At 45.4% G+C, this 26295-nt stretch carries 21 protein-coding genes and 1 rRNA gene; 10 read left to right on the top strand and 12 right to left on the bottom strand.

What is annotated here, in order from left to right; all coding sequences use genetic code 11:
* The 3 genes from BLV50_RS19215 to gyrA form a co-directional block, all read right to left on the bottom strand.
* Window positions 1–87: ribosomal RNA gene (locus BLV50_RS19215) — 16S ribosomal RNA — on the bottom strand; the annotation flags it as partial.
* A gap of 444 nt (window positions 88–531) precedes the next feature.
* Window positions 532–1650 carry an HD-GYP domain-containing protein gene (locus BLV50_RS19210; protein WP_090809411.1) on the bottom strand — a complete coding sequence of 373 codons (1119 nt, stop codon included), beginning with the start codon at window positions 1648–1650 and terminating at the stop codon, window positions 532–534.
* Window positions 1651–1867: 217 nt separating this feature from the next.
* Window positions 1868–4423: a DNA gyrase subunit A gene (gene gyrA, locus BLV50_RS19205; RefSeq protein ID WP_063567397.1), complete on the bottom strand. Its 2556-nt coding sequence runs from the start codon at window positions 4421–4423 to the stop codon at window positions 1868–1870.
* A gap of 426 nt (window positions 4424–4849) precedes the next feature.
* Here gyrA and BLV50_RS19200 point away from each other — a divergent pair, with 426 nt between their 5' ends.
* Window positions 4850–5776 carry a YheC/YheD family protein gene (locus BLV50_RS19200; RefSeq protein ID WP_063567396.1) on the top strand — a complete coding sequence of 309 codons (927 nt, stop codon included), beginning with the start codon at window positions 4850–4852 and terminating at the stop codon, window positions 5774–5776.
* 88 nt (window positions 5777–5864) lie between these two features.
* On the opposite strand, the gene gyrB is transcribed toward BLV50_RS19200, so the two are convergent.
* From gyrB to dnaA, 6 genes are all read right to left on the bottom strand, one after another.
* Window positions 5865–7775, bottom strand: a complete 1911-nt coding sequence (gyrB, locus tag BLV50_RS19195; protein ID WP_063567395.1) for a DNA topoisomerase (ATP-hydrolyzing) subunit B — start codon at window positions 7773–7775, stop codon at window positions 5865–5867.
* A gap of 146 nt (window positions 7776–7921) precedes the next feature.
* Window positions 7922–8170: an extracellular matrix regulator RemB gene (remB, locus tag BLV50_RS19190; RefSeq protein WP_017691405.1), complete on the bottom strand. Its 249-nt coding sequence runs from the start codon at window positions 8168–8170 to the stop codon at window positions 7922–7924.
* 13 nt (window positions 8171–8183) lie between these two features.
* A complete protein-coding gene (recF, locus tag BLV50_RS19185; protein ID WP_063567394.1) occupies window positions 8184–9296 on the bottom strand; it encodes a DNA replication/repair protein RecF in 1113 nt (370 codons plus the stop codon).
* Between the two features lie 57 nt (window positions 9297–9353).
* Entirely contained in the window at window positions 9354–9569 is a 216-nt protein-coding gene (gene yaaA, locus BLV50_RS19180; RefSeq protein WP_024629511.1) for a S4 domain-containing protein YaaA, read from the bottom strand.
* 16 nt (window positions 9570–9585) lie between these two features.
* Window positions 9586–10728 carry a DNA polymerase III subunit beta gene (gene dnaN / locus BLV50_RS19175; protein WP_090809409.1) on the bottom strand — a complete coding sequence of 381 codons (1143 nt, stop codon included), beginning with the start codon at window positions 10726–10728 and terminating at the stop codon, window positions 9586–9588.
* A 221-nt stretch (window positions 10729–10949) separates the two neighbouring features.
* Complete coding sequence (gene dnaA / locus BLV50_RS19170) at window positions 10950–12296, bottom strand: chromosomal replication initiator protein DnaA (protein WP_024629513.1); 1347 nt, start codon at window positions 12294–12296, stop codon at window positions 10950–10952.
* A gap of 590 nt (window positions 12297–12886) precedes the next feature.
* On the opposite strand from dnaA, the gene BLV50_RS19165 reads away from it, so the two are divergent.
* Entirely contained in the window at window positions 12887–13084 is a 198-nt protein-coding gene (locus BLV50_RS19165; protein WP_090809407.1) for a hypothetical protein, read from the top strand.
* On the opposite strand, the gene gntK is transcribed toward BLV50_RS19165, so the two are convergent.
* The 3 genes from gntK to BLV50_RS19150 form a co-directional block, all read right to left on the bottom strand.
* Window positions 13072–14607 (bottom strand): gluconokinase, encoded by a 1536-nt coding sequence (gene gntK, locus BLV50_RS19160; protein ID WP_090809458.1) that lies wholly within the window; start codon window positions 14605–14607, stop codon window positions 13072–13074. The genes BLV50_RS19165 and gntK overlap by 13 nt on opposite strands.
* 99 nt (window positions 14608–14706) lie before the next feature.
* A complete protein-coding gene (locus BLV50_RS19155) occupies window positions 14707–16068 on the bottom strand; it encodes a GntP family permease (protein ID WP_064641435.1) in 1362 nt (453 codons plus the stop codon).
* A 250-nt stretch (window positions 16069–16318) separates the two neighbouring features.
* Complete coding sequence (locus BLV50_RS19150; RefSeq protein ID WP_063567390.1) at window positions 16319–16993, bottom strand: GntR family transcriptional regulator; 675 nt, start codon at window positions 16991–16993, stop codon at window positions 16319–16321.
* Window positions 16994–17776: 783 nt separating this feature from the next.
* On the opposite strand from BLV50_RS19150, the gene rpmH reads away from it, so the two are divergent.
* The 8 genes from rpmH (at window position 17777) to noc (ending at window position 26246) form a co-directional block, all read left to right on the top strand.
* Window positions 17777–17911: a 50S ribosomal protein L34 gene (rpmH, locus tag BLV50_RS19145; RefSeq protein ID WP_024629517.1), complete on the top strand. Its 135-nt coding sequence runs from the start codon at window positions 17777–17779 to the stop codon at window positions 17909–17911.
* Between the two features lie 316 nt (window positions 17912–18227).
* Window positions 18228–18578, top strand: a complete 351-nt coding sequence (gene rnpA, locus BLV50_RS19140) for a ribonuclease P protein component (protein ID WP_024629518.1) — start codon at window positions 18228–18230, stop codon at window positions 18576–18578.
* Window positions 18579–18652: 74 nt separating this feature from the next.
* Window positions 18653–19534 carry a YidC/Oxa1 family membrane protein insertase gene (locus BLV50_RS19135; RefSeq protein ID WP_063567389.1) on the top strand — a complete coding sequence of 294 codons (882 nt, stop codon included), beginning with the start codon at window positions 18653–18655 and terminating at the stop codon, window positions 19532–19534.
* Window positions 19531–20232 (top strand): RNA-binding cell elongation regulator Jag/EloR, encoded by a 702-nt coding sequence (gene jag, locus BLV50_RS19130; RefSeq protein WP_063567388.1) that lies wholly within the window; start codon window positions 19531–19533, stop codon window positions 20230–20232. The genes BLV50_RS19135 and jag overlap by 4 nt, the downstream gene beginning before the upstream one ends.
* A gap of 223 nt (window positions 20233–20455) precedes the next feature.
* The gene (mnmE, locus tag BLV50_RS19125) at window positions 20456–21832 is read left to right on the top strand and encodes a tRNA uridine-5-carboxymethylaminomethyl(34) synthesis GTPase MnmE (protein ID WP_063567387.1); all 1377 of its coding nucleotides are present in this window, start codon (window positions 20456–20458) and stop codon (window positions 21830–21832) included.
* A gap of 224 nt (window positions 21833–22056) precedes the next feature.
* Entirely contained in the window at window positions 22057–23946 is a 1890-nt protein-coding gene (gene mnmG / locus BLV50_RS19120) for a tRNA uridine-5-carboxymethylaminomethyl(34) synthesis enzyme MnmG (protein WP_063567386.1), read from the top strand.
* Window positions 23946–24668 (top strand): 16S rRNA (guanine(527)-N(7))-methyltransferase RsmG, encoded by a 723-nt coding sequence (gene rsmG / locus BLV50_RS19115; RefSeq protein WP_063567385.1) that lies wholly within the window; start codon window positions 23946–23948, stop codon window positions 24666–24668. Before mnmG ends, rsmG begins: the two co-directional genes overlap by 1 nt.
* A 759-nt stretch (window positions 24669–25427) precedes the next feature.
* Window positions 25428–26246, top strand: a complete 819-nt coding sequence (gene noc / locus BLV50_RS19110) for a nucleoid occlusion protein (RefSeq protein WP_064641439.1) — start codon at window positions 25428–25430, stop codon at window positions 26244–26246.
* Window positions 26247–26295 lie beyond the last annotated feature (49 nt).

The following is a 26295-nucleotide window of genomic DNA, read 5'->3' as shown; positions in this document are numbered from 1 at the left end:
GCAAGCTTCTCTTTAAGTCCGCTCGACTTGCATGTATTAGGCATGCCGCCAGCGTTCGTCCTGAGCCAGGATCAAACTCTCCAATAAAGTATTGAAAAGAGCGATAAGCTCATTTTGAAACTGACGAGATTAAAAATCTCATTTATTTTGCTTTGAAATCATACAGTCCGAAGACGTGTACCGATTTCTCAGCGTCGATCTTGCAAGCAAGATCGTTACTCACTCGTTGTTCAGTTTTCAAAGATCAAACTTGTTTCATTGCCGCGTGTTGTTCACCTCAGCAACTTTTATATCTTATCACATCCGAACCAACTTTGCAAGCTCTTTTTTTTAAGTTTCTTTCGAAGCTTATTTCATTTGCTTGCCGCACCGTGTTTCTTGTGTTTTCTTGGCCGGAATTAGAATATACCATGTACAGATTCGGAACGCAAGCTTTATTTTTAATAAAGTTATCTTTTACTTTAAGTTCTATAAAAAAGAGCCTCTCCATATTGGAAAGGCCCTGTTCTTCTATATGAATTGAAGATTGAACTAGCCAATGACTTCCTGAATATGTAGCTGCCTTTGCTGCATCAGATTGATGATTGTTCCTTCTACCGATACCATCGGCCGTGTAGGATGATCCCGATCAGAGAATATGATCTCACCAATTTGATTATTGCTAAGCTTCACTCGGATACCGTTATGGATCTGTGTGGAACGCTGAACGAATACATTTACGATGGCAGGATCCAATTTGCCAAAAGCCTCGCTCTGAATTTGTTCAAGTACCAGGTACGGTGACTGTGCCTTACGATAGATCTTCTCCAGAGTCATGGCGTGGAAGATATCAGCGATAGCTACAATCTTGGCATAGATATGAATCTGCGTGCCGCTGAGCTGCAGCGGGTAACCCGACCCATCCACTTTTTCATGATGCTGCAATGCTGCAAGTCTAGCTCCCTCATTGATGGCCTTCGCCTGTTTCAGTACCTGATAGCCATATTTCGTATGCTGTCGGATCTCTGCCTGCTCTGACGCAGTTAACGTAGAGGGTTTATGGAGGATCTGTGGGTCCACTTTGTTATTACCAATATCATGGAACAATCCTGCAAAAGCTACCTGCATCCAGTCTTTGGATGGAAGATCCATCCACTGGGCCAACTGATAAGATGTAATGGCACTCAAGACGGCATGATGATACACATAATCATGTTCTTGCATCACTCGTGGACTGAAGGTAAGCACATTATACTGTTTAAGATGAACAAACAATGCTTCCAGCTGTGTACGCAACTCATATACAGGTAATTCAGCCGCCAGGGAGGATAGAAAAGCATTTTTGGTCAGTCCTACCATCTTTTCATACTCTTCATGCAGAGACGGTAAGACAGGTGCTGAGACTGCGCTGCTGCCTTTCCCTGCCCGCTCTCCGTTCTTTTCATTAGCTACATGGACTGAAGAGGCCGACGAAGCCTTAGAACCTGAAGTGCTTGTCCCTGTTCTTTCTTGCTCGATTTCCACTTGATGAATCATAAAGGCTCTGAGTACTTCCACATCTTTGGGCAGAATGACTTTGCCCTTCTGAAACAGAACATTGCCACGAAGCGTTTGCACGTCATTTCCCAGTTTAAGTCCTGGTTTGACTTCAGACAGGGTGATTAATCCCATGTTTATTCCCCTCACTCATCGTTCTTCTATAATGATATCAAGACCATAGTCCCGGTTTTTCACGTTAATTCCCATTATATTACTCAAAAATCAGGCTGTACATCCCAGATTTCGAGGAGAATGGTCCTGGAGCTGTGAAAATAACAAAGGGCCCCCATATGGGAGCCCTCCAATTTCATTGTAATCATGAAATGATTTTCGTTATAGAAAATTGATTCTATGCTTCAGAACCTGAATCATCGCCCTCAACTTCAGCATCGGAAACCGCGCCCTCATCAAGAGTTGACTCTAAACCTTCAGAATCAGCAGCTTCTGCACCTTCAATCAATTCTTCGTCATCTGGTTCTTCCTCATTCTTGTCAATTCGGCTGACTGTAGCTACGGCATCTTCATCGCGAATATGAATCAGCTTCACGCCTTGCGTGTATCGACCCATAGTGGATATGCCTTCCATACTCATCCGAATTAACGTACCGCTGGAAGTGATGATCATCAGATCTTCTTCTGTCTTAACCATTTTCAGGCTGACTACCGCACCGTTCTTATCTGTGACGTTAATGGTTTTAATCCCTTTACCGCCACGAGTCTGCATCCGATAATCGCTGACAGGCGTACGTTTACCGTAACCTTTGGCTGTAACAATCAGAACATCCAGTTCCTGGTCAACAACGTCCATACCGATTACGACATCCTGCTCATCCAGTGTAATCCCTTTAACCCCGGTTGCACTCCGTCCCATGGAACGAACATTTCCTTCCGAGAATCGGATGGACATCCCGTGAGCTGTACCCATAATGATCTCTTGAAGTCCGTCTGTCAGCTTAACATCAATAAGGGCATCATCATCACGCAGGGAGATCCCGATCAGACCGCCTTTACGAATATTGGTGTAATCCTCAAGTGGTGTCTTCTTCACAACCCCTTGACGGGTAGCAAAGAACAGATACTTGTCACTTTCGAATTCCTGAACTGGAATCACGGCATTAACCGATTCACCCTGCTCGATCTGAATCAGATTGATTATCGGCGTTCCCCGTGCTGTACGTCCAAGCTCTGGAATCTCATAAGCTTTGAGACGGTACACTTTACCTTTGTCGGTAAAGAACATGAGGTAATTGTGAGAGTTGGTCACAAACAGATGCTCAACAAAGTCGGTATCTTTGGTGTCCATTCCCACAACCCCACGTCCGCCACGCTTCTGACTGCGGTATGTGGATACCGGCAGACGTTTCACATAGCCTGTATGGGTAATAGTGATGATAACCTCTTCACGCGGAATCAGATCCTCGTCCAGAATGCTCTCTTCACCTACAGTGATTTCGGTACGACGATCATCGCTGAAGCGATCACGGATTTCTTGCAGCTCCGTGCTGATAATTTCGAGCACCAGGTGCTCGTTGGCCAAAATTTCACGATATTCCTTAATTTTGACCATCAGTTCGTTATACTCATTTTCGATGCGCTCACGTTCCAGACCTGTCAGGCGTTGCAGACGCATATCGAGGATAGCTTGAGCCTGATCATGACTGAGTGAGAAACGCTCGATCAGACCTTCTCTGGCTGCATCTGTATTGCTGGATGAACGGATCAACGCAATAATTTCGTCGATATGATCCAGCGCGATACGCAAGCCTTCCAGAATGTGCGCGCGTGCTTCCGCTTTTTTCAGTTCGAACTGTGTACGTCTACGTATAACCTCAATCTGATGCTGCAAGTAGTGATACAACACTTCACGCAGATTCAGAATCTTAGGTTCTTTATTTACAATCGCGAGCATGTTAATCCCAAAGGTGGACTGCATCGCTGTATGCTTGTACAGGTTATTCAGCACTACACCCGGGTTCACGTCTCTGCGAAGCTCAATCACAATCCGCATACCGTTACGGTCAGACTCATCACGGAGATCCGTAATACCATCAATCTTTTTATCACGTACCAACTCAGCAATTTTCTCAACGAGTCTTGCCTTGTTCACCTGATAAGGAAGTTCCGTAACAATAATCCGTGCTTTGTTGTTGTTTTCTTCGATGTTGGTTTTGGCCCGCATCGTTACTGAACCACGTCCGGTTTGATACGCCTGGCGAATTCCGGAACGTCCCAAAATATAACCGGAAGTTGGGAAGTCTGGCCCTTGAATATAATCCATCAATTCCATGGAAGTGATATCCGGATTTTTGATCATGGCCTGTACGCCGTCGATTACCTCTCCCAGGTTATGAGGAGGAATGTTGGTCGCCATACCTACCGCAATCCCGCCGACACCATTGACAAGCAAGTTAGGGAAACGAGCTGGCAGAACGACAGGTTCACTTTCTTCACCGTCATAGTTCGGCTGGAAGTCAATCGTATCCTTGTTGATGTCTCTGAGCATTTCCATCGCAATCTTGGACAACCGGGCTTCCGTATAACGCATGGCTGCTGCCATATCGCCATCCACCGATCCAAAGTTACCATGTCCATCTACGTGCATGTAGCGCAGGGAGAAGTCCTGTGCCATCCGTACCATCGTTTCATATACGGCAGAGTCACCGTGTGGGTGATACTTACCGATAACTTCGCCGACGATTCTGGCTGATTTTTTATGTGGTTTATCGGGTGTCATGCCTAGCTCGGACATTGCGTACAGAATACGCCGGTGAACCGGCTTCAATCCGTCACGCACGTCAGGTAAGGCACGGCTCACAATAATGCTCATCGCATAATCCATAAACGATTCACGCATCTCGACGCCAATATCCCGATCTTTAACCTGCGAGTTCATTTCTTCCGCCATGCTGGACCTCCTTCTTGTCCTTCAACAAACATTCCATTCAATCATTCAAAAATTAATTATATGTGAAGAGCCTAACAAGGCTAAAACCGCACAAGGACGCTACTCTTTATTATATTACTTTCACAAAAGGTAAACAATTAAACGTCCGCTGGGCAATAGCCTTTCTTCCGGGAACTTTAGAGAGTCTGGGGGTTCGCCCTGCCTTCCTCCCCATTTGCACATACAATGCTAGAAAAAGCGGCAATTGTACTGTGTATATTCAGGCTTAGACCGTTCCCGTTCTACGATCAAACTACATCTGTGCAACAAAACCGCACAAAACGCCATATTTCTCTATTATACCACTGAAATCATCTCTTGTCCTTTGATTTCTCCGCGTCTGCCACTCTTATAAACCCCATTAAAACACGAAAGGACTGATGGCTCTTGGGCATCCAGCGTGTCTCCAGCAAATGGACCAAGACAGCTGTGTTACAACGCAGCCGTAATGTGAATGGATATATACCGGTAACACGACAATATAATCGCCAGACCCTGGAACGGATGACTGAATTATTCGAGTCAAACTATATCAAACCGGATCGGGGAACCTACGGCAATGGCGTCATGCGGGTAAAAACCATCCGTATGAATCCACACCCGATTACCGATGCAAACACATCAGAAATCTCTGCTGATCCACTCTTCCCTTCCACAGCTGAAGTCGGTGCCGAGATCTCTGCTGAAGTCCCCCTGACAACGTATGAACTTCGATATGGGACGGAGGAGAAACACTTCCATTCCCTCGATGAGCTGGATCTGGCGCTCACTGAACGTATCCAGAAGCGCGACTACATCATTCAGCAAGGCATTCCGCTGATGAAACATGATGGGTTGCCTTTTGACCTGCGGGTACTGACGCAGAAAAATCTACAACGCAATTGGGAAACGACAGGTATCCTGGGGAGAGTTGCTGCACCGGGCAAGATCATTACCAACATTCATGGCGGCGGACGATTGGCCACCTTTAATGAGTTGGTACGCCCTCATTTTGACCAGGAGCGGTTCCAGCAACTACGCAGTGAGCTATATCGTTTAGGCATTCATACAGCGGTACAGCTACAGAAGTCATTTCCAAGACTCAAAGAGATTGGTATCGATATCGCACTGGACGAAGATGGACGGCCATGGATTATTGAAGTCAACACATTGCCGGGTATCTATGCTTTTGGCCTATTGCCTGATAAGGAAACGTACCGAAAGATCAAGCGTTATGCGAGAGCGTACGGCAGATTACCCTCCAAAAAAGGAAAAACATCTCGTACCTCTCCCAAAGCCCAGGCCTCCTCTACCAAAAGCCGCACACATCGGTAGCAGGCACTCCAGAGTCCAACCTAAAATCTCTATGCTATAATCCCACAATGTAAAAGAGGCGCCCTCGCAGGCGCCTCTTCGAATATCGTTAGATGTCGAGGTTTTTCACGTATTTTGCATTTTCCTGAATAAAGTCACGACGAGGTTCAACATTATCCCCCATCAGGGTGTCGAACATGGCATCGGCCAGCATTGCATCGCCGATCGATACTTGAAGCATGGTCCGGCTCTCAGGGTCCATCGTCGTTTCCCATAATTGTCCGGCATTCATCTCACCGAGACCTTTATAACGCTGGACATTGAATTTCGCATTTTCGCCGAGAGTTGCGATAATTTCATCGCGTTCCTTCTCGGAACCAGCATAACGAATCACTTTATTGCGCTCAATCTTGAACAATGGCGGTTGGGCAATGTATACATAACCAGCCTCAATGATTTTGCGCATATAGCGATAAAGGAATGTCAGAAGCAATGTCCGAATGTGAGCACCATCGACGTCGGCATCCGTCATCAAAATGATTTTGTGATAACGTGCTTTGGCAATATCGAAGTCATCGCCAATTCCTGTACCCATTGCGGTAATGATCGCTCTGATCTCCGCATTACCCAAAATCCGGTCAAGACGTGCTTTTTCCACGTTCAGAATCTTACCACGCAGTGGCAAAATCGCTTGGAAATGACGATCTCGTCCTTGCTTCGCTGATCCACCGGCGGAGTCACCTTCGACGATGTACAATTCGCTGATTGAAGCATCCTTGGATGAACAGTCGGCCAATTTACCTGGCAAAGAGCTGACTTCGAGTGCACCTTTACGACGCGTCAGTTCACGTGCTTTACGAGCTGCTTCACGTGCACGGGCAGCTTGCAGTCCTTTTTCCAAAATGCGACGGGATACGGAAGGATTCTCTTCCAGGAACTCCTGCAGCTTCTCAGCAAACAGGGATTCGACAATTCCGCGCACTTCACTGTTACCCAGCTTCGTCTTGGTCTGTCCCTCAAATTGCGGTTCAGGGATCTTGACCGAGATAATCGCTGTCAGACCTTCACGTACATCATCCCCGGACAGATTACCTGTGCTGTCTTTGATTACGCCCGCTTTGCGCGCATAATCATTGATAATCCGGGTAAGGGCACTCTTGAATCCGGATTCGTGCGTTCCGCCCTCATGTGTGTTGATGTTGTTGGCAAACGAGTAAATATTCTCGGTGTAGCTGTCATTGTATTGCAATGCAACTTCCACCTGAATGTTGTCTCTTGATCCTTCTACATAAATCGGGTTTTCATGCAGTGCTTCACGCTTCTGGTTCAGGAAGGAGACATACTCGATAATACCGCCCTCATACAGGAAAGAGTTGGTTACACCTGTACGTTCATCGGTTAAAGTCATACCAATTCCCTTGTTCAGGAACGCGAGCTCACGAATACGAGTCAGCAAAGTTTCATAGTCATAAACTCTTGTTTCCGTGAAAATCTCCGGATCCGGATGGAACGTAACCGTTGTTCCCGTTTCCTCCGTTGTACCGATCGTTTTCAGATCATACTGCGGAACACCCCGACGGTATTCCTGTTGATACACATGGCCGTCAACCTTAACTGTAACAACAACTTTCTCTGATAGAGCATTGACGACAGATACACCTACACCATGAAGACCACCGGATACTTTGTACCCGCCACCGCCAAATTTACCGCCTGCATGCAGAACAGTCATTACAACCTCAAGTGCAGGACGTTTCATTTTGGCATGTTCGCCGACAGGAATCCCCCGCCCGTTATCGACTACAGTGACGCTGTTATCTTCATGAATAGTAACTTCGATATGATCACAATAACCTGCGAGTGCTTCGTCAATACTATTGTCCACTACTTCCCAAACGAGATGATGCAGACCTTTGGCACTGGTGGAACCAATATACATCCCCGGACGTTTACGTACGGCTTCCAGCCCTTCAAGTACCTGAATTTCATCTGCACCATATGACGGTTGATTCATAGACATGCCTTTCACCTACTTCTATAGATTCAATATCGTAAATATGCGTTAACTAAGAATGCATGCTGAAATGAACATATTCCCTTAATTCCAGTAAGCAATCTAAATAAAGACAAGCAGCAAAAGGTACAATAACTCGTACCGCCGATAGGCTAGAGATCAGGAAAAATGTGAGCTCGCTTCTTGAGCGTAGCTGAGGAAATAGGCGAGTAGTACACAATGTTTTTGGTCACGACAATGGACTTGGCTTCCTCTTCACCAATATGCTCCACTGTTTTTTCCTGCTCGGCATGCGTGACATACTGCTTGGAAATTTTTGAGGATTTTTCAATCGATATATCAAAAATAGCGACCAATTCGGAAGATCGGATAATCTTCTCACCGCCCAGATGAATGTACATAAGCCCTCACTCCTTAGCGTTCAACCTGTCCGGCATGAACGTGATAAATACTGGCATCTTTGAGCTTGTCAACGTTTAAGCTCTCGATTCCGGTAGCCGTAATAAAGGTTTGCACCTTGCTCTGGAACGTTTCGATCAGCTGCGTCTGACGAAAAGGATCCAGTTCAGACAGTACATCGTCCAGCAGCAGGACCGGATATTCTCCGATTTCTTCATGAATCAGTTCAATTTCCGCAAGTTTAAGGGACAACGCCGTTGTGCGCTGCTGCCCCTGCGAGCCATACGTTTGTACTTCCCGATCGTTAATGAAAAAGGACAGGTCATCCCGATGCGGCCCACTAAGCGTTGTGCCTCGGCGAATCTCCTGCTCTTTCATTTGTGATAATTTTATCATAAATTGGTCCATTAAGACAGCTTCATCTTCCTCAGCGGCTTCGCTGAAGGAAGGAAGATAGGCCAGACGCAGGACTTCTCCGCCTCCGGTGATGCCCTGATGAATTGTTTCAGCCCACTTTTGCAGTTTCTTTATGAATTGTTTCCTTTTTTTGACGATTTTAACACCATGCTCCACCAGTTGTTCATTCCACACCTCAAGCATGGTCTGGGCTGAAGCGCTCTGCCCCCATAATTGCTTGAGCAAATTGTTACGCTGGACGAGCACTTTTTGATATTGCTGCAGATGATACAGGTAGCCTGGAGCCACCTGTCCAATCTCCATGTCAAGAAACCGGCGGCGGACCCCCGGTGTGCCTTTGACAATCTCAAGATCTTCCGGTGCAAACATCACCACATTAAGCGCTCCGACAAAATCACTCAGCTTTCGCTGTTCCAGTCCGTTGATCTTTGCTTTTTTGCCTTGTTGCGACAAAGATAGCTCGAGCTTGACCGATCCGTACTTTTTGTCGACCTCTGCTGCAAGCCTGGCACGTTCTTCACCGAAACGAATCAGTTCCTTGTCGCGGGATGTACGGTGGCTCTTAGTGAGTGCAAGCACAAAAATGGCTTCTGCAAGATTGGTCTTGCCTTGGGCATTTTGCCCGATCAAAAGATTCACAGGACCAAAAGAATCTAGTCTCAGATGTTCATAATTGCGGAATTGCTGCAGATCTATGCTGTTTACAAACACGCGGTATCCTCCCTTTTATCCCGTCCGTCAGGAGGCAGCAGGATCTAACTGGTCTTCTTATTGTGCGACAACTTCGAACGAACCTTCTCCATCCACCTCAACGATATCCCCAGGGTATAACTTGCGTCCCCGGCGTTCCTCAGGCTCTTTATTCACACGTACAAGCCCATCCTGAAGCAATGCTTTGGCCATACCTCCGGTTGGGATGCAGTCGGCCAGTTTCAAAAATTGATCAAGCTTAATATATTCCGTACGAATCGCTACTTGGTTCACTATGATCTTCCTCTCGTTAGTTGGTCGTCCGGTAAGGCAATATGACGTACAAGCTGTGACTGTCGTCCAGCGGTTTCAGGATGATAGGGCTCATGACACCAGTGAAAGCGATCATCAGCTGCTCACTCTCCACCACTTTCAGCACATCCAGCATATATTTGGAGTTGAACGAGATTTTCAGTGGTTCGCCGTCAAAGTCGGCAGGTTCGATCTCTTCTCTTACTTTTCCTAGCTCGGAAGAACTTGAAGAAATTTCGATTGATCCGGATTCCATCGTTTGCATCCGCACAATGTTTGTTTTTTCTTCACGCGACAACAAATAAGCCCGGTCGATAGATTCACTTAATTTTTTTGTATCCAAAACGAGTTCTGTTTTGTACGAAGTCGGAATAATTCTAGAAGTATCCGGATAAGTTCCGTCCAAAATACGCGAATAGAACAGAACACGGTCGATTTTGAACAAAACCTGGTTGTCAGCGACAACGATATCCACAAGTGTATTTTGATCGGGCACGATTTTGCTGAGTTCGTTCAGCGTTTTACCCGAGATCACCACATTGTTGAATCTCACACCTTCTGCATTATCCAGCATTGCTGAACGAGTAGCAAGACGGTGACGGTCAGTTGCCACAAATTTCAGTTCATTGTCACCCAAACTCCAGAGTACACCTGTCAAAATCGGCGTAGTTTCATGTGTGGAAATGGAGAATACGGTTTGTTTAATCATATTTTTGAGCAAATCTCCTGGAATGGAGACGGTTTGGTTCTCTTCGATGCTTGGCAATACTGGGAATTCTTCTGGATCAAGACCAACCAGTTGAATTTCGGTAGCTCCTGCGGAGATAAAGGTGTTGAAGTTCTCTTTTACCTCCATGTGCACTTCTTGGGAAGGCAGCTTTTTGATGATCTCGACAAAAAACTTGGCTGGCAGTACAACACTACCAGGTTGTTCCACCTGAACAACACTTTTATCACCATCTTCAAGCGGGATGAAGGATTGAATTGAAATATCGGTGTCGCTTGCTGTCAACGTCACACCTTGATGATTAACGTCGAATTTGATACCGCTCAGAATTGGGATCGTCGTACGGCTTGAGATGGCTTTGGATACTTGCTGGATGGATTCGTTCAAGTAGCTTTTCATTATGCTGATTTTCATGGTTTCACTCCTAGCGGGTTTTTTGGGTGTAGAGGTCTTGAAATGTGTTTTTCAAAAGGCCGAAGGCTGAGCTTCGAAATCGCTTATTTGGAGATGATATCTTTTAGATCTTTATAGTAATAATAGTAATAGGGGCACTGAATATGTGGATAAGTGGGTATAAACCCATAAGCCCAAGCCTATCCACATGTGTATACGTTGTGCACAGGCTTGGGACTTATTCAGGTTGGATTCTTAATTTTTTCGGTTAAGTTGTTGATAACTTTATAGAGATCCTGATCGACTTTAATCGCCTGGGAGATCTTTTCGTGCGCATGGATGACGGTGGTATGATCTCGCCCTCCAAATGCTTCACCGATTTTGGGCAGAGAAAAGTCTGTAAGTTCACGAGAGAGATACATAGCAATCTGTCTTGGGAACGCAACGGCCTTGGTCCGTTTCCGTGCTTTGAAATCTTCAAGCTTAAGGCTGTAATACTCGCCGACCTTTTGTTGGATGTCGTGAATAGTGATCATTTTCGGACGACTGGAAGGAATAATATCCTTCAGTGCTTCAGCTGCTAGATGAGTGGTTACATCTTGATTAGTCAGCGAAGAATAGGCAACAACCCGAATCAGGGCCCCTTCCAGTTCACGAATATTGGTATCAATCTGGTTGGCGATGTACATCATCGCCTCATTCGGAATATCGAGGTTTTCCGCACGAGCTTTTTTACGCAAAATAGCAATCCGTGTCTCCAGATCAGGAGGCTGGATATCCGTAATTAACCCCCATTCAAAACGGGAACGAAGCCGTTCTTCTAGGGTCGGAATTTCCTTCGGCGGTCTGTCGCTGGAGATGATGATCTGTTTCCGTTCCTCATGCAGCGCATTAAACGTATGGAAAAATTCCTCTTGCGTCGATTCTTTTCCAGCCAAGAACTGAATATCATCAATGAGCAGAATATCGACACTACGGTATTTGTTACGGAAGCTCTCCCCGCGGTTGTCACGGATCGAGTTAATGAATTCGTTCGTGAATTTCTCAGATGACAAATAAACAACTTTGCTGCCCGGATCATGCTCCAGGACGTAATGTCCGATCGCATGCATCAAGTGAGTTTTGCCGAGACCTACCCCTCCATAAAGAAACAGAGGATTGTATGCTTTGGCGGGCGCTTCAGCGACCGCCAGCGATGCGGCGTGGGCAAAACGGTTGCCCGGCCCAATGACAAATGTATCGAATGTATATTTCGGATTGAGCATGCTGAGTACCGCTTCTTCCTGAACAACTGTAGGCGTTGGCGCTGGCAGTTGAGGGTCCGGTTCAGCAGGCTTGTTCTCCTCGATGACAAATTTCACATCGACCTGTTTGCCAAGCAGCTCATATACCGTCGATCCGACCAGTTTGGTGTAACGGCTCTCCAGCCATTCGACGGCAAACGTGGTTGGTGCGGATATGACGATCGAACGATCATTCAGCTTGGTAGCTTTGGTTGCTTTGAACCAAGTGTCAAAGCTGGGTTTGCTGAGCTTGTTTTGTATGATTGATAAAATTTGCTGCCATAAATCAGAAGTATGGCTGTCCACAGACTGTCACTCCTTTTACATGTTCCAAGTGTGGCTTAAGCCATGATGCAGTGTCGAAATACGAGATATATTGTTGAATTTATCCCCAAACCCCCGCAGGTCGAAAACAAAAAAAGAATGAACAACGGAAAATTGTTCACAACTTTATCCACAGGCTGTTGATAATATTATGGGTCAGATCACATATTCACATCCAAAAGTAATACAATCATAGCAAAAGAAGCCCGGCATTTCAATGTATCACGTGATTTTATCCACAAATTCAATAACTTGTGTATAATTTTTAATCACAACACAATATATTGTTTATAAATTGTTTAACTTTCGACAAGATGACCCAAAAACCCAAATTATTTTATACACAGGTTATTCGTCAAATGATGCTGAATTGTGTGTAAAAGTATTCTCTGTTTGTGAATAACCTCTCTGTGGATAACCGTAAAGTGAAAATGACCGTTTTGGGGATTTTCAGGAGAGTGACTCTTTATGCCCGTTTTCCTTTTTCGAAGAGAGGAATTGAGGAAACGACAAAATCAAAGGCAGAGGAGGTCAAGAAGAGGGCCTGCTGAACGGAAGGAGCGTTTACTGATTTGTATGAACTGAACGTAGAATTTATTCCTAAAAGAGGTAGGATGGATATGCGCGCAAACCTTGGAGATGGATGTGACTTCATTGCAGCAGATTTGTTTTATGCCAAAAAGAGGTTGTTCTTTAAGACCGGAATGGTGGTCAAAGAGAACAACCTCTTTTTGGTTGGTGGTTATAAAGGGATGATTTACTCGTTATGAGCGGAAAATTTACGTTGGAATTCCGCGATATCTGCATATTCTTCTTCCAATTTTCGCGAAATGCGAATAAAGATGGGGAGCAGCTCCTGGTAGATCGATGCATGTTCTTTGATAGGGGTATGTTTGTGCGTTGTACCTACCATAGATGAAACAGCATGAAGCGACTGAATTCGCCCTGTAGCAAAAAGACCGAGCACGACGGCCCCCAGACAGGAACTTTCGAAGCTCTCGGGCACAATGACTTCCTGGTTGAATATATCGGACATCATCTGACGCCAGAGCGGTGAACGAGCGAAACCACCCGTTGCCTGAATGGATGTAGGTTGTCCGATCTGTTCTTCCATGGCCAGCAGTACTGTATATAGATTGAAAATAACCCCTTCCAAAACGGAACGGATCATATGCTCTTTCTGGTGGTTAAGGGTCAAACCAAAGAAGGAACCTCGGGCGTCCGGATTCCATAAAGGCGCACGTTCCCCTGAAAGGTACGGATGGAATAGAAGCCCTTCCGAACCGGGGCTGACGCGTTCAGCAATCTTGGTGAGTACATCATAGGAATTGATGCCGAGCCGTTTGGCTGTTTCCACTTCGGAGGCAGCGAATTCGTCCCGTACCCAGCGGAAAAGCATGCCACCGTTATTCACAGGTCCACCGATCACCCAACGATTCTCGGTGAGCGCATAACAGAACGTTCTACCTTTTGGATCGGTAACAGGACGGTCAACGACGGTGCGAATCGCGCCGCTGGTGCCGATCGTTGCTGCAACAACGCCAGGCTCAATGGCGTTCACACCGAGATTGGATAATACCCCGTCACTTGCACCAATGACGAAGGGAGTAGAGGGGGAGAGAGCCATTTTTTCAGCCCATGTACGATCCATTCCCTCTATAGTATGTGTGGTCGGTACGAGCTGCGATAGATGGTCAGGTGTAATGCCTGCAACCTCAAGTGCTTCGGCATCCCAATCCAGTTGTTCCAGATTGAGCAGACCGGTACAGGATGCGATGGAGTGATCCACGACATATTGACCGAACAGACGGAAGAACAAATATTCTTTGATAGAGATAAATTTGGCGGTACGTTGAAAAAGTTCAGGTTCATCATGGCGCAGCCACATTAATTTGGTCAGTGGCGACATGGGGTGGATCGGTGTACCTGTTCGCAAATAGATACGATGCCCGATTCCGTTCTCTTGCAGTTTGGCGGCCCAGGCGGCGCTCCGGTTGTCAGCCCAAGTGATGCAGCGAGTGAGGGGCATACCATCTTGTCCCATCGCAATAACACTGTGCATGGCAGAGCTGCAGGACACGAACATAATTTGTTCCGCAGCTACGCCACTTTGCTCCATCACGCCGCGTACGGAGCGAAGGGCAGCTTGAACAATTTGTTCTGGATCCTGCTCAGCGACATCCGGAGCTGGGGTGTATAAAGGATATTCCTGAGTCGAAGTGCTTACAACTTCACCCTGTTCCGTAAAGAGTACGGATTTGGTACTGGTTGTACCGATATCCATCCCAATCATATAGTTGTTCACTTTACATAAACCTTCTTTCTTTTGAACCCATAAAATTAAAACTCTAATGGTGTGGATTTATTTTCTTCTTCTATATAGGTAGTCAATTTATACGACTGTACTCAGCAACAAAATAAAGATCAGTCCAACAACAGATAATAGTGTTTCCATAACGGTCCACGTCTTCAGCGTCTGAGAGACACTCATATTGAAGAATTCTTTGATCATCCAGAAGCCTGCGTCGTTCACATGAGAAAGTACAAGTGAACCTGCACCGGTAGCGAGTACGACCAGCTCAATATTGGCACCTGGCGTTAGTGCAAGAACCGGAGCTACAATACCAGCTGCTGTCGTCATGGCCACAGTTGCTGAACCGGTAGCAACCCGAATGAGTGCGGCTACAAGCCAGGCGAACAGGATCACGTTAATGTTGGCATGTGTGGCGACCTCAGCAATGGCATTACCTACGCCACTATTGATCAACACCTGTTTGAACGCACCGCCACCGCCAATGATGAGAATGATGGTCGCCGTAGGCGCCAGACATTCACTGGTGAAGCGGGAGATGTCATGTTTGTTGAACCCGCGTGAGAATCCGAGTGAAAAGAGGGCGAACACGACGGAGATCAGCAGGGCTATAATTTCATGGCCGATAAATTCACAGAATACGGTAAATCCGCTTGTGGCGTCAGGATCTACGATATTGGCGATGGAGCCAATGAGCATCAAAATGACCGGCAGCAAAATGGTAAACAAGGTTATGCCGAAACCGGGCAAGTTGTTACTTTTTTTCGTAGCGAATTGTTCAGCTAGCTCTGCAGGTGGTTCGGTATGTATTCTTTTACCGATAAATTTACCAAACAGAGGTCCAGCGATAATAGCAGTCGGAATACCTACAATAAGGGAGTACAAGATCGTCTTACCCAAATCGGCGCTGTACGCTTCGATGGCAATCATGGGAGCCGGGTGAGGTGGAACCAGACCATGTACTGTAGAGAGACCTGCCAAAATCGGAATACCGATCTGCAGCAGCGACATATTGGTTTTACGTGCAACGGTGAAAATGATCGGAATCAGTAGAATAACGCCGACTTCGAAGAAAACTGGAATACCGACAATAAATCCAACAATCATCATCGCCCAGTGCACACGTTTCACACCGAAACGATCTACCAGTGTGGTAGCAATACGCTCGGCTCCGCCGGATTCAGCCATCATCTTACCAAGCATGGTACCAAGGCCGATTACGATGGCAATCGTTCCGAGTGTGCCGCCAAGTCCTCCCGTAATGGAAGTAATTACGTCTGCGGGTTTCATGCCTGTAAGTAAACCAAGCATTAATGCAGATATTAAAAGGGTAATGAAAGGATTCCATTTATATTTGGAGATCAACACGATCAGGAATACAATCGCAATCAATGTCCAGACCAATAACGTTGCATTATGGGATAGCCCAAAAAGAGTGCTCATGAGGTATGCTCCTTTTTTCTGATATATAACGCTTACAACTGATCCATGATCAGGAGGAGGGAAGACACTTTACAATTCATGTAGCGCGGGCGGCTTAATCCCTCTTAATATGCCCCAAAAAATTGAAACAAATCGCATTTTGTATACTTGTCGACAAGTTGGAGGGCAATCATTCACAACGGATATGATTGCGAACCCCTGCACAGATATTCCATGAAGTGATGAATGAATGAAATTCCATTACATGTCATTAGGAATCAAAGCTTTCGTGCAGCGTCTTGCCTGAATCCTGAAAATACGTGCGAACTCCAGATTGAATGCGTGTTTTATCACCCGATTCAAGTGCCTCAATCAGCAAGCGGTGTTTACCTATTACAGCGCTTACTTTCTGCTCGCCCTGAATAAAAACCCTGCGGGTGGTGAGCAGCATAACCGTCATGACAACATAACGAATGCTTTTCCATAGATGTAAAATACGCGAATGCTGGGCGGCTTCGATAATAGTCTCGTGAAAGGTAAGATCCTGATACGCAAATTCAACAGCATCTTGGTGACGTCCAGCCAAGTCCATTTTGTCTATCACATTGCTTAACTGGGTAATCAATTGTTCTGGTACATCCCCCGCAAGTCGCTGCTGCACAAAACTTTCAATCAGGAAACGTACGTCATATAATTCCTCGACATCTTTAATTTTCAATCCAATGACAACCACGCCCATACGCTCCAACCGAATGAGCCCTTCATTCGACAGTGTTCTTAACGCTTCACGTACAGGTGATCGACTGCTGTCAAAATCAGCGGCAATCCGATTTTCTGACAAAATTTCGCCAGGACGAAGGGTTCCGCTAATGATCCGTAGTCTTAATTCGCAGGCAATGGCTTCCCCGCGGGAAGCTCCCTGAAGCCAGGATGAAGGAAACAGCATAATGGCTAACGCTCCTATTATAAGTAATCAGTTCAATACTGATCATAGCACAACTATTTTGCTGATTGAGCGTTTTACACCAATCCTTATAACGAGAATAAATGGCTGTATGCTCTGTGCGTATGCTGAATTTAGGAACGTCATATTGCTTCAAATGGATTTTTCAAAGAGCTAGAGGAATAATTATCTTCCTTATAAATGAGTTTGGATCGGTACTGTGCTTCCCATAAGTATACTTGTATACAAGATGTGATTTTTTTATCCTACACCTTTCTCGAAAACTTGTAAACCATAGAATAAAGCGGATACATTAAATTTAAAGTATGTCATTTTAAAAGCCAAAAAATATTGGTTATCTAATGGATTGCTGCTCCACTGAAGTTCTTCAGAAACGTAGGAATATTAACCAAAAGCAGAGCCAATGAAACAGTCTGTCATCGATAAATAGTCCTTATCCACATGTGAATAACTTGAAATGGTAATTAAAAAAAGAATTAAGGGGTTTGAGGGGTGTGGATAACCGTAAAAACTGATTTTTGATGAATGAATCGGAACTGGGGATAACTTTTTGAGCTTCTAAGTGATGCTTTAAAAAGGTAGTAAACAGGAGTACGAATCCATGGCCGTTTAGGTAGGGTGGAATAGGCATTAAAAAGGAGAAAGGTGGCAAGAGGCTCGCAGTTGACTTTTCCAGGTGTTCATGGTTAAATATATAAAGGTGTTTTCTGTGAAGATGAAAGTGATTCATCACATAAGTATTTCCTTGTGAGGAGGTGCAATACATTGAGACCTACATTCAAACCGAACGTTAGCAAACGTAAAAAAGTTCATGGTTTCCGGAAAAGAATGAGCACGAGCAACGGACGTAAAGTTCTGGCTGCACGTCGCCTTAAAGGCCGTAAAGTCCTGAGTGCTTAAATGCATGTGAAGACCACCGAGGTGGTCTTTTTTTTCTTAAATAGGTCATTTCAGACTGGATGCTGGTAAAGGTCAGGTCTGAATTGGCTGCGCAAAAGCATAAGTACACATTTATGTTCAATGAATGAGATGTCCGTTTTTTCGAAAACGTTCCTTATATAAGGATGAATGTTTGCTCAGTTGAAATGACTGATCAACAATCATCCCAAATGAAGTTGCCGCCAAGACGGTTTATCGTTATTCAAGAAAGCCTATACTAAATCAGTAATGAGGCCTTCGTCAATAATGTTGGTGGAAAACAGCAAGGAGAAGCGCCGTGTATAAAAGACTGCGTTTACGAAACCGGGCGGACTTTAGCCGCGTATACCGGTATGGGAAATCGTTTGCCAATCATCAGTTTGTGGTGTATGGCTGTCGTCGTAAAGATACAGAACAATTCCGAGTAGGTGTATCCTGCAGCAAGAAAATCGGAAACGCTGTCGTACGCAACCGGATGAGACGCATGATTAAGGAAATTGTACGTCATCATGAGAAAGAGATTGTCACGCAGATGGATCTGATCTTTATCGTCAGAAAAGGTGCATTGGACATGTCCTATAAGGATATGGAAAAAAGCCTGCTGCATGCGATGCGCAAGGGCTCTCTTTTGAAGTCGGGCAAGCGGTAAGCTTCGGTTTATTTGTCCTCCTAATTATGGTATGATTTACGGTGGAATGGAATGGTTAAGAGAGGGGTTATGAAGTGTCGCGATTGAAGACATCAAAGGGGAAGTGGATTCTCCTCATTGCAGTCATTGCAATGGTCACTGTACTCGCCGGATGTACTCCACAAGGAGCCGGGGTTACTACGGAAGATCTAAAAAACGGATCATTCTGGCAAAGCAATGTTATTTATTGGTTCTCACTGGCGCTCGACACATTTGCCAACTGGTTTAACGGTGAATATGGACTGGCCGTCCTTGTGATGGTGTTAATTGTACGGACGTTAATCTTGCCGCTGACAATGAAGCAGGTTCGCAGCTCCAAGGCGATGCAAGCTATTCAGCCGCAGTTGAAAGAAATTCAAGCCAAGTATAAAGATACACCTGAGAAAGTTCAGCAAGAAACAATGAAGTTGTTTCAGGAGAACAAAGTTAATCCGATGGCGGGTTGCCTACCACTTCTGATTCAGATGCCGATTTACATCGCACTTTATAACTCAATTTACGGAAACTCGAGTCTGAGAACACATGATTTCTTGTGGCTTCAACTCGGAGCGCCGGATCACCTGTTTATTTTGCCAGTGCTGGCTGCCATCACTACATTCGTTCAAACGTGGATGATGATGCGCATGAACCCTGCACAACAGGTTGGACCGATGCAATTCATGCTGTGGGTGTACCCGATATTGATCTTCGTTATGTCGTATCAGTTCCCGGCTGCATTGCCACTGTACTGGTTCTACAGTAACATCTACACGATCGTGCAAAACTATTTCCTTTACCGGAATAATGATAAAGTCGTGGCTGAGGTCAACGTGAAGCAGAGCAGCTCTTCCAAAAATGGAAATGGAGCTAAACGCAAAAACGGTGGCAAGGCAACTGTCTCTGGAAAAGGTTCGAAAGGGGCCAAAAAATCGAAATGACCAAAGTCATTGCGTCAGGAAAAACCGTTGAAGATGCTGTAAACCAAGGATTGGCTGAGCTTGGCGTGAGCCGGGACAAGGTCGAGATACAAGTGTTAGAGCAGCCGTCAAAAGGATTCCTGGGTTTGATCGGGGTTAAGGCCGCTAAAGTGGAAGTGAAACTTCTGCCTGTGCCTGAACCTGTTTTACAACCGATCAAGCCGGCCGCACATATACCTCAGGTTGAAGCAACACTTGAGGGTGTGGCTGCTAAAAATCCCTATGAGGAAGCGGCTGCTTTCTTAAAAGAAGTGGCAGCAGGTATGGGACTGGATGTTGAAGTGCATATCAAAAAACAGCGTGATGGACATATCTTCAATATTGCCGGTGAAGACCTGGGCATGATTATTGGCAGACGTGGACAGACGCTGGATGCCCTTCAATATTTGACGAACATTGTAGCAAATCGTTATTCGGAAAGCTTCGTTCGCATCGTACTCGATGCAGAGAATTTCCGTCAACGTCGACGCAAGACGTTGGAGGATCTGGCTGAACGTTTGGCTGGACAGGCCATTCGCACTGGCAAGGAAGTTGTGCTGGAGCCAATGCCGCCACTCGAACGCAAAGTCATTCATGCGAAATTGCAAAATCACTCGCAGATTAAGACATACAGCAAGGGCGAGGAGCCCAATCGGCGCGTAGTCATTACGACGAAATAACACGAAATTGAAGACGCAATGGCTTCCTGCCCGGTGCAGAAGCCATTGCTTTTTTCGTACAGAAGTACTTTTCCAAAACGGAAGAGCGATTTCATTAAGAGCCATATCAAGATATGAATGATGCGAAAAGAAGCGTTTTGCAACTGAACAACTGAACTATATATTGAAATTAATATAGCGTCCTGAGGGGCGCAATTTTAAAATAGAGCAAGGAGAGATAACGATGATTAGTGATACGATTACAGCGATATCAACAGCGGTCGGAGAAGCGGGTATCGCTGTAATCCGGGTGAGCGGCCCGGATGCGGTGTCGGAGACGGAGAAGATTTTTCGCAGCAAAACCCCACTAACACAGGCAGCATCCCACACGGTTCATTACGGTCATATTATAGATCCGGGGACTGGTGAGAAGATCGAGGAAGTATTGGTTACGGTGATGCGTGCGCCACGTTCTTTCACAACAGAGGATGTCGTGGAGATTAGCGCTCATGGCGGAGTGGTTTCGGTTAAGCGCGTAATGGATCTGTTGTTGCAGCTCGATATTCGTCTCGCTGAACCCGGCGAGTTCACAAAGCGTGCTTTTCTCAATGGACGGATTGATCTATCCCAGGCGGAAGGGGTTATGGATCTCATTCGTTCCAAATCCGATCGGGCGTTCTCCGTTGCACTCAAGCAAGTAGAGGGCAAATTGTCGTCCAAGCTGCGCGAACTAAGATACACGCTGGTGGAGACACTTGCTCACATCGAAGTAAATATCGATTATCCTGAGCATGATGTAGAGTCACTAACCTCTGAATTTATTAAAGAAAAATCCAGTCAGGTGATGACTGAAATCGATAAATTGCTGGTAACAGCAGAGCAAGGAAAGATACTGCGTGAAGGAATCACAACAGCTATCGTAGGCCGGCCAAACGTAGGGAAATCTTCATTGCTCAATACGTTGGCCCAGGACAACCGTGCAATTGTAACGGACATACCAGGTACAACGCGTGACGTCATTGAGGAGTTTGTTACGATTAACAATATACCGCTCAAGCTGCTCGATACGGCAGGTATTCGGGAAACGATGGATGTCGTGGAAAGAATCGGGGTGGAGCGTTCTCGCTCTGCTGTGAATGAGGCGGATCTGTTATTGATGGTTATCAATGCTGCCGAGCCACTACATCAGGACGAGATTGAATTATTGGAACAAATCCGCGGTAGACAATCAATTATTATTATGAATAAAATGGACTTAGCGCCGCAGGCGGACCGCGAAGTGCTGCTTCGTTATATCCCTGAGGAACGGCTTGTTCCGATGTCGGTGAAAGATGATCTGGGCGTGGACCGATTGGAAGATGCCATCTCGACGTTGTTCTTCAGTGGCAAGCTGGAGTCGGCCGACCTGACCTATGTCAGCAATGTGCGTCATATTGCTTTGCTCAAAAAAGCGAAGCAGTCGCTCATTGATGCCTATGAAGCAGCAGAGCAGCTGATTCCTATTGATATGATCCAGATTGATGTTCGTCTGGCATGGGAGCAACTGGGTGAGATCGTGGGCGATACAGCGCATGATGCGTTGATTGATCAAATTTTCTCTCAATTCTGCCTCGGAAAATAACACCTGACAAACATACCGGCTCTGAAAAGTAGTATGATAATAAAGTCCATCTGTGGGTGGTCAAAGAATCCGCGAATATGTCTGAAGTACCTATAGACTTGATGGCTTAATATAGATCGAAATGCATTCCGTAGAGTGCGGAGCGTGTTTCATCATGATTTTTACAGAAAATAGATCGTTTGCATGAATTTAGGCGTGCAGCGGCAAAAAGGAGGTAAACTGGAATGGCTTTTGATGGCGGCAGTTATGATGTAATCGTCGTTGGGGCAGGACATGCTGGTGTGGAATCGGCACTGGCTGCAGCCCGTATGGGTTCGAAAACACTGATGATTACCATCAATCTGGATATGGTGGCTTTCATGCCTTGTAACCCATCTATTGGGGGACCGGCAAAAGGACATGTGGTACGTGAGATTGATGCACTTGGTGGAGAGATGGGACGGAACATCGATAAGACCTTTATTCAGATGCGAATGCTCAACACAGGTAAAGGACCTGCTGTGCATGCGCTTCGTGCTCAGGCCGATAAGTTCTCTTATCAGCATACGATGAAAGAAACGATGGAGAATGAACGCAACCTGACGATGCGTCAAGGTATGGTTGATCGCCTGATCGTTGAAGACGGACAGTGTGTAGGTGTGGTTACTCAGACGGGTACAGAGTACCGGGCCAAAGCTGTTGTTTTGACAACAGGTACGTATCTGCGCGGTAAAGTAATTATGGGTGAGTTGATGTACGAGAGTGGCCCGAATAATCAACAGCCTTCCCTTAAGTTATCCGAACATCTGCGTGAGCTTGGTTTTGACCTGGTTCGTTTTAAAACAGGTACACCACCGCGTGTGCATAAGGATACGATTGATTTTAGCAAAACGGAAATTCAGCCAGGTGATGATAAACCGAAGTTCTTTTCTTATGAAACGGAATCTTCCGATAATGAGCAGCTGCCTTGCTGGTTGACGTATACGTCTGTGGAAACACACCAGATTATTAACGATAATCTCCACCGTGCACCTATGTTCTCAGGCGTTATTGAAGGTACCGGACCGCGTTATTGCCCTTCGATCGAGGATAAAATTGTGCGTTTCAGCGACAAGCCGAAGCATCAGATTTTCCTGGAGCCAGAAGGCAAAAACACATCGGAATACTATGTACAAGGTCTATCTACCAGTCTGCCAGAAGATGTTCAATTGGCGGTCCTTCGCTCAATTCCGGGCATGGAAAAAGTAGAAATGATGCGTAACGGCTACGCTATTGAATATGATGCGATGGTGCCTACACAGCTGTGGCCTTCACTTGAAACGAAACGTCTGCCAGGTCTGTTCACAGCAGGGCAGATTAATGGTACCTCCGGGTACGAAGAAGCGGCAGGACAAGGCGTAATGGCCGGTATCAACGCTGCACGTAAAGTACAGGATAAAGAGCCTGTCGTATTGGATCGCTCCCAAGGGTACATTGGTGTACTGATTGATGATCTCGTAACAAAAGGTACGAATGAACCTTATCGTCTGCTGACTTCCCGTGCAGAATACCGTTTGTTGCTTCGTCATGATAATGCCGATATGCGTTTGACGGAAATTGGCCACGATATTGGGTTGATTCCTGATGAGCGTTACGCTAAATTCCTGGACAAAAAGGCAAAAGTTGAACAGGAAGTGGCTCGTTTGAAGGCAGCTAAAGTTCGCCCTGTCGAAGTAAATTCGAAGCTGGAAGAGATCGGTTCCACACCGATTCAGGATGGCAGCACACTTCTTACATTGATGCGCCGCCCAGAGATCGGGTATGACTGGATTGAGCAGATCTCACCTTCTGAGGTAGAACTGACTGCTGACATGAAAGAGCAAGTAGAAATTCAAATTAAATATGCGGGTTATATTGAGAAACAATTGATCCACGTGGAACGTTTGCAAAAAATGGAGAAGAAAAAAATTCCGGACACGATTATATATGACGAAATTCATGGCCTTGCTATGGAAGCAAAGCAGAAGCTCGCTAAGATTCGTCCAATCTCGATAGGACAGGCGTCCCGTATTGCCGGGGTTACTCCTGCGGATATCTCCATTCTGCTGGTTTACCTGGAGCATTATAACCGTGTAACCGCAGCAAGGGGACAATAATGGACGATATTCAACAGCAGCTACAACGGCGCCTGAAGAAACATGGACTGGAGCTAGATGAACGCCAGTTGGAGCAATTCGAGTTGTATTTTCAGGAGCTGGTAGCTTGGAATGAAAAGATGAATTTAACCGGGATCACCGAACGTGAACAAGTATATACAAAGCATTTCTATGATTCGGTATCGCTGGCGTTTTATACAGATATGTCTAAGGTAAACAAACTCGCAGATATTGGTTCAGGGGCAGGTTTCCCAGGACTACCTCTTAAAATTTGTTTCCCGCATATTAAGCTGACGATCATTGACTCGCTAAATAAACGTATTGGCTTTCTGCAGCATCTTGTAGATACGCTCGGCTTGACCGATGTAGAATTGATTCATGGTCGTGCGGAGGAACTTGGACGCAAAGAAGGATATCGTGACAGCTATGACCTTGTTACTGCGCGTGCAGTTGCTAAGCTAGCAGTGCTTAACGAATTCTGTCTGCCATTTGTTCGCAAAAGTGGATTATTCGCTGCAATGAAGGGTGGAGACCCGCGCGAAGAAATGAAGGAAGCTGAATTCAGCTTTAATCAGCTGAAAGGACGGGTAAAAGCAGTTCATCCGTTCCAGCTACCGGTTGAAGAGTCGGCACGTCATATCATTCTGATTCAGAAGTTTGATAAGACACCTTTTAAATATCCACGTAAACCAGGGACACCATTAAAAACACCTTTGGTATAGTTCTTGGCGCAACATCGTATGTATTAAAAAGGTAAGATGATCATTCTTCGTTTATTTAATGGAGAACTTTGAATAAGAGTAAAGAGGATGTTTCACGTGAAACATCCTCTTTTTGTTTTTTTGATTTTTTATCTAGGTATAGATAACATCCGCATTCCGATTACATTGAGCAGAGAAAAGTGAAATCGATAATATTTATTTTGAAATAGAAGTTTTCTTGATGAATAACTATTGATCTTGTTCAAGCTATTCTTGGATGATGGTCATTGACCTATGGATAGAGGAAGGGCATTGGCAATAGTAGTAGCTATAGAATAGGGAGATACGTAAGAAAGAGGTTTTCCTGCCACCGAGTTATTCTTTTGAAAAACCATTTTCACATGGTATCAAATGAGTACATAATGTAGCTACTATGAGCAGGTCCTGTCTACATAGATTCTCTATATCTTATTGTGTACAAGCAGTCATATAGCTAATGTTCATGAAGAAAAAGCAGGAAAATTAGGAGAGTTTAAAGAATAGGTAAACATAGGATTATGGAAGAAAAGATGATAGAATAGAAGTATCCGGTCCTGGATTACAGAGATCATAGATTATATGTATAGATAGATTTTTTGAGCATTAATGTATAGGTTACAGAAAGCGTCATGGAAGGCAAAACTTATTCGAAGAACGACAGCATTTGAACAGGTCGCATATTGAATAAGAAGCACCTGCACCTTGCGGGAGCTATTACGAAACTAGGTGGTAATATACGGAATGAAAGAACAATTTTCGAAGTTGTTTGGTTTGGCGGAGCGCAATAACGGAGATGAGATTAAACAAATTCCGGTCAATGAAATTGTGAGCAGCCCATATCAACCCCGTACTATTTTTGATGATGATAAAATTGATGAGTTGTTGCAGACGATCAAGACACATGGAGTTATACAACCGATTGTCGTCCGCGTACGAAATGGATCATATGAGATTATCGCCGGGGAACGTCGCTGGCGTGCAGTTCGAAAACTTGGTTTGGATCATATCCCGGCCATTGTACGTGAATTCAACGACTCTCAGGCAGCGTCCATCGCATTGATCGAGAACTTGCAGCGTGAGGGACTCACTTCCATTGAAGAGGCTGTTGCTTATCAGAAATTGATTGACCTGCACCAACTTACACAGGAAAGTCTTGCGCAGCGATTAGGCAAAAGCCAGTCGACGATCGCCAACAAAATCCGGTTGTTACAGCTTCCAGATGGCATTAAGACAGCGCTGATGGAACGTAAGATTTCGGAGCGTCATGCCAGAGCTTTGCTTTCATTGGATACGGAAGAGTTGCAAATGAAATTGCTCGGCGAAATTATTGATAAAGAGTTGAATGTAAAACAAACGGAAGCGCGGGTTGCCTTTTACAAGGAATCCTCGAAGATCAAAAAATCCAAACGTGTCTCATTCACCAAGGACGTTAGACTTGCACTTAATACGATTCGTCAATCCATTGATATGGTATCGGGCTCCGGTCTAGACATCAAAACCAAGGAAGCGGACCATGAGGACCATTACGAGATCGTTATCCATATCCCGAAACGCAAATAATTGAAGCTTAAGGCGGCAATGGGCCGCTTTTTCTGTCTATAAAGTTGAG

Source organism: Paenibacillus sp. 276b (assembly GCF_900107875.1).
Lineage (GTDB): Bacteria > Bacillota > Bacilli > Paenibacillales > Paenibacillaceae > Paenibacillus > Paenibacillus marchantiae.
This window is presented reverse-complemented; position numbering and strand designations above follow the sequence as displayed.

Excerpts from the sequence above, each read along its gene's own strand:
- gntK (WP_090809458.1), bottom strand. The coding sequence starts at position 14,607 with ATGATTGGGATGGATATCGGTACAACCAGTACCAAATCCGTACTCTTT.
- gyrA (WP_063567397.1), bottom strand. The coding sequence starts at position 4,423 with ATGGCGGAAGAAATGAACTCGCAGGTTAAAGATCGGGATATTGGCGTC.
- BLV50_RS19210 (WP_090809411.1), bottom strand. The coding sequence starts at position 1,650 with ATGGGATTAATCACCCTGTCTGAAGTCAAACCAGGACTTAAACTGGGA.
- noc (WP_064641439.1), top strand. The coding sequence starts at position 25,428 with ATGAAAGAACAATTTTCGAAGTTGTTTGGTTTGGCGGAGCGCAATAAC.
- jag (WP_063567388.1), top strand. The coding sequence starts at position 19,531 with ATGACCAAAGTCATTGCGTCAGGAAAAACCGTTGAAGATGCTGTAAAC.
- mnmG (WP_063567386.1), top strand. The coding sequence starts at position 22,057 with ATGGCTTTTGATGGCGGCAGTTATGATGTAATCGTCGTTGGGGCAGGA.
- BLV50_RS19150 (WP_063567390.1), bottom strand. The coding sequence starts at position 16,993 with ATGCTGTTTCCTTCATCCTGGCTTCAGGGAGCTTCCCGCGGGGAAGCC.
- dnaN (WP_090809409.1), bottom strand. The coding sequence starts at position 10,728 with ATGAAAATCAGCATAATGAAAAGCTACTTGAACGAATCCATCCAGCAA.
- rsmG (WP_063567385.1), top strand. The coding sequence starts at position 23,946 with ATGGACGATATTCAACAGCAGCTACAACGGCGCCTGAAGAAACATGGA.
- remB (WP_017691405.1), bottom strand. The coding sequence starts at position 8,170 with ATGTACATTCATCTGGGCGGTGAGAAGATTATCCGATCTTCCGAATTG.
- BLV50_RS19155 (WP_064641435.1), bottom strand. The coding sequence starts at position 16,068 with ATGAGCACTCTTTTTGGGCTATCCCATAATGCAACGTTATTGGTCTGG.
- gyrB (WP_063567395.1), bottom strand. The coding sequence starts at position 7,775 with ATGTCTATGAATCAACCGTCATATGGTGCAGATGAAATTCAGGTACTT.
- mnmE (WP_063567387.1), top strand. The coding sequence starts at position 20,456 with ATGATTAGTGATACGATTACAGCGATATCAACAGCGGTCGGAGAAGCG.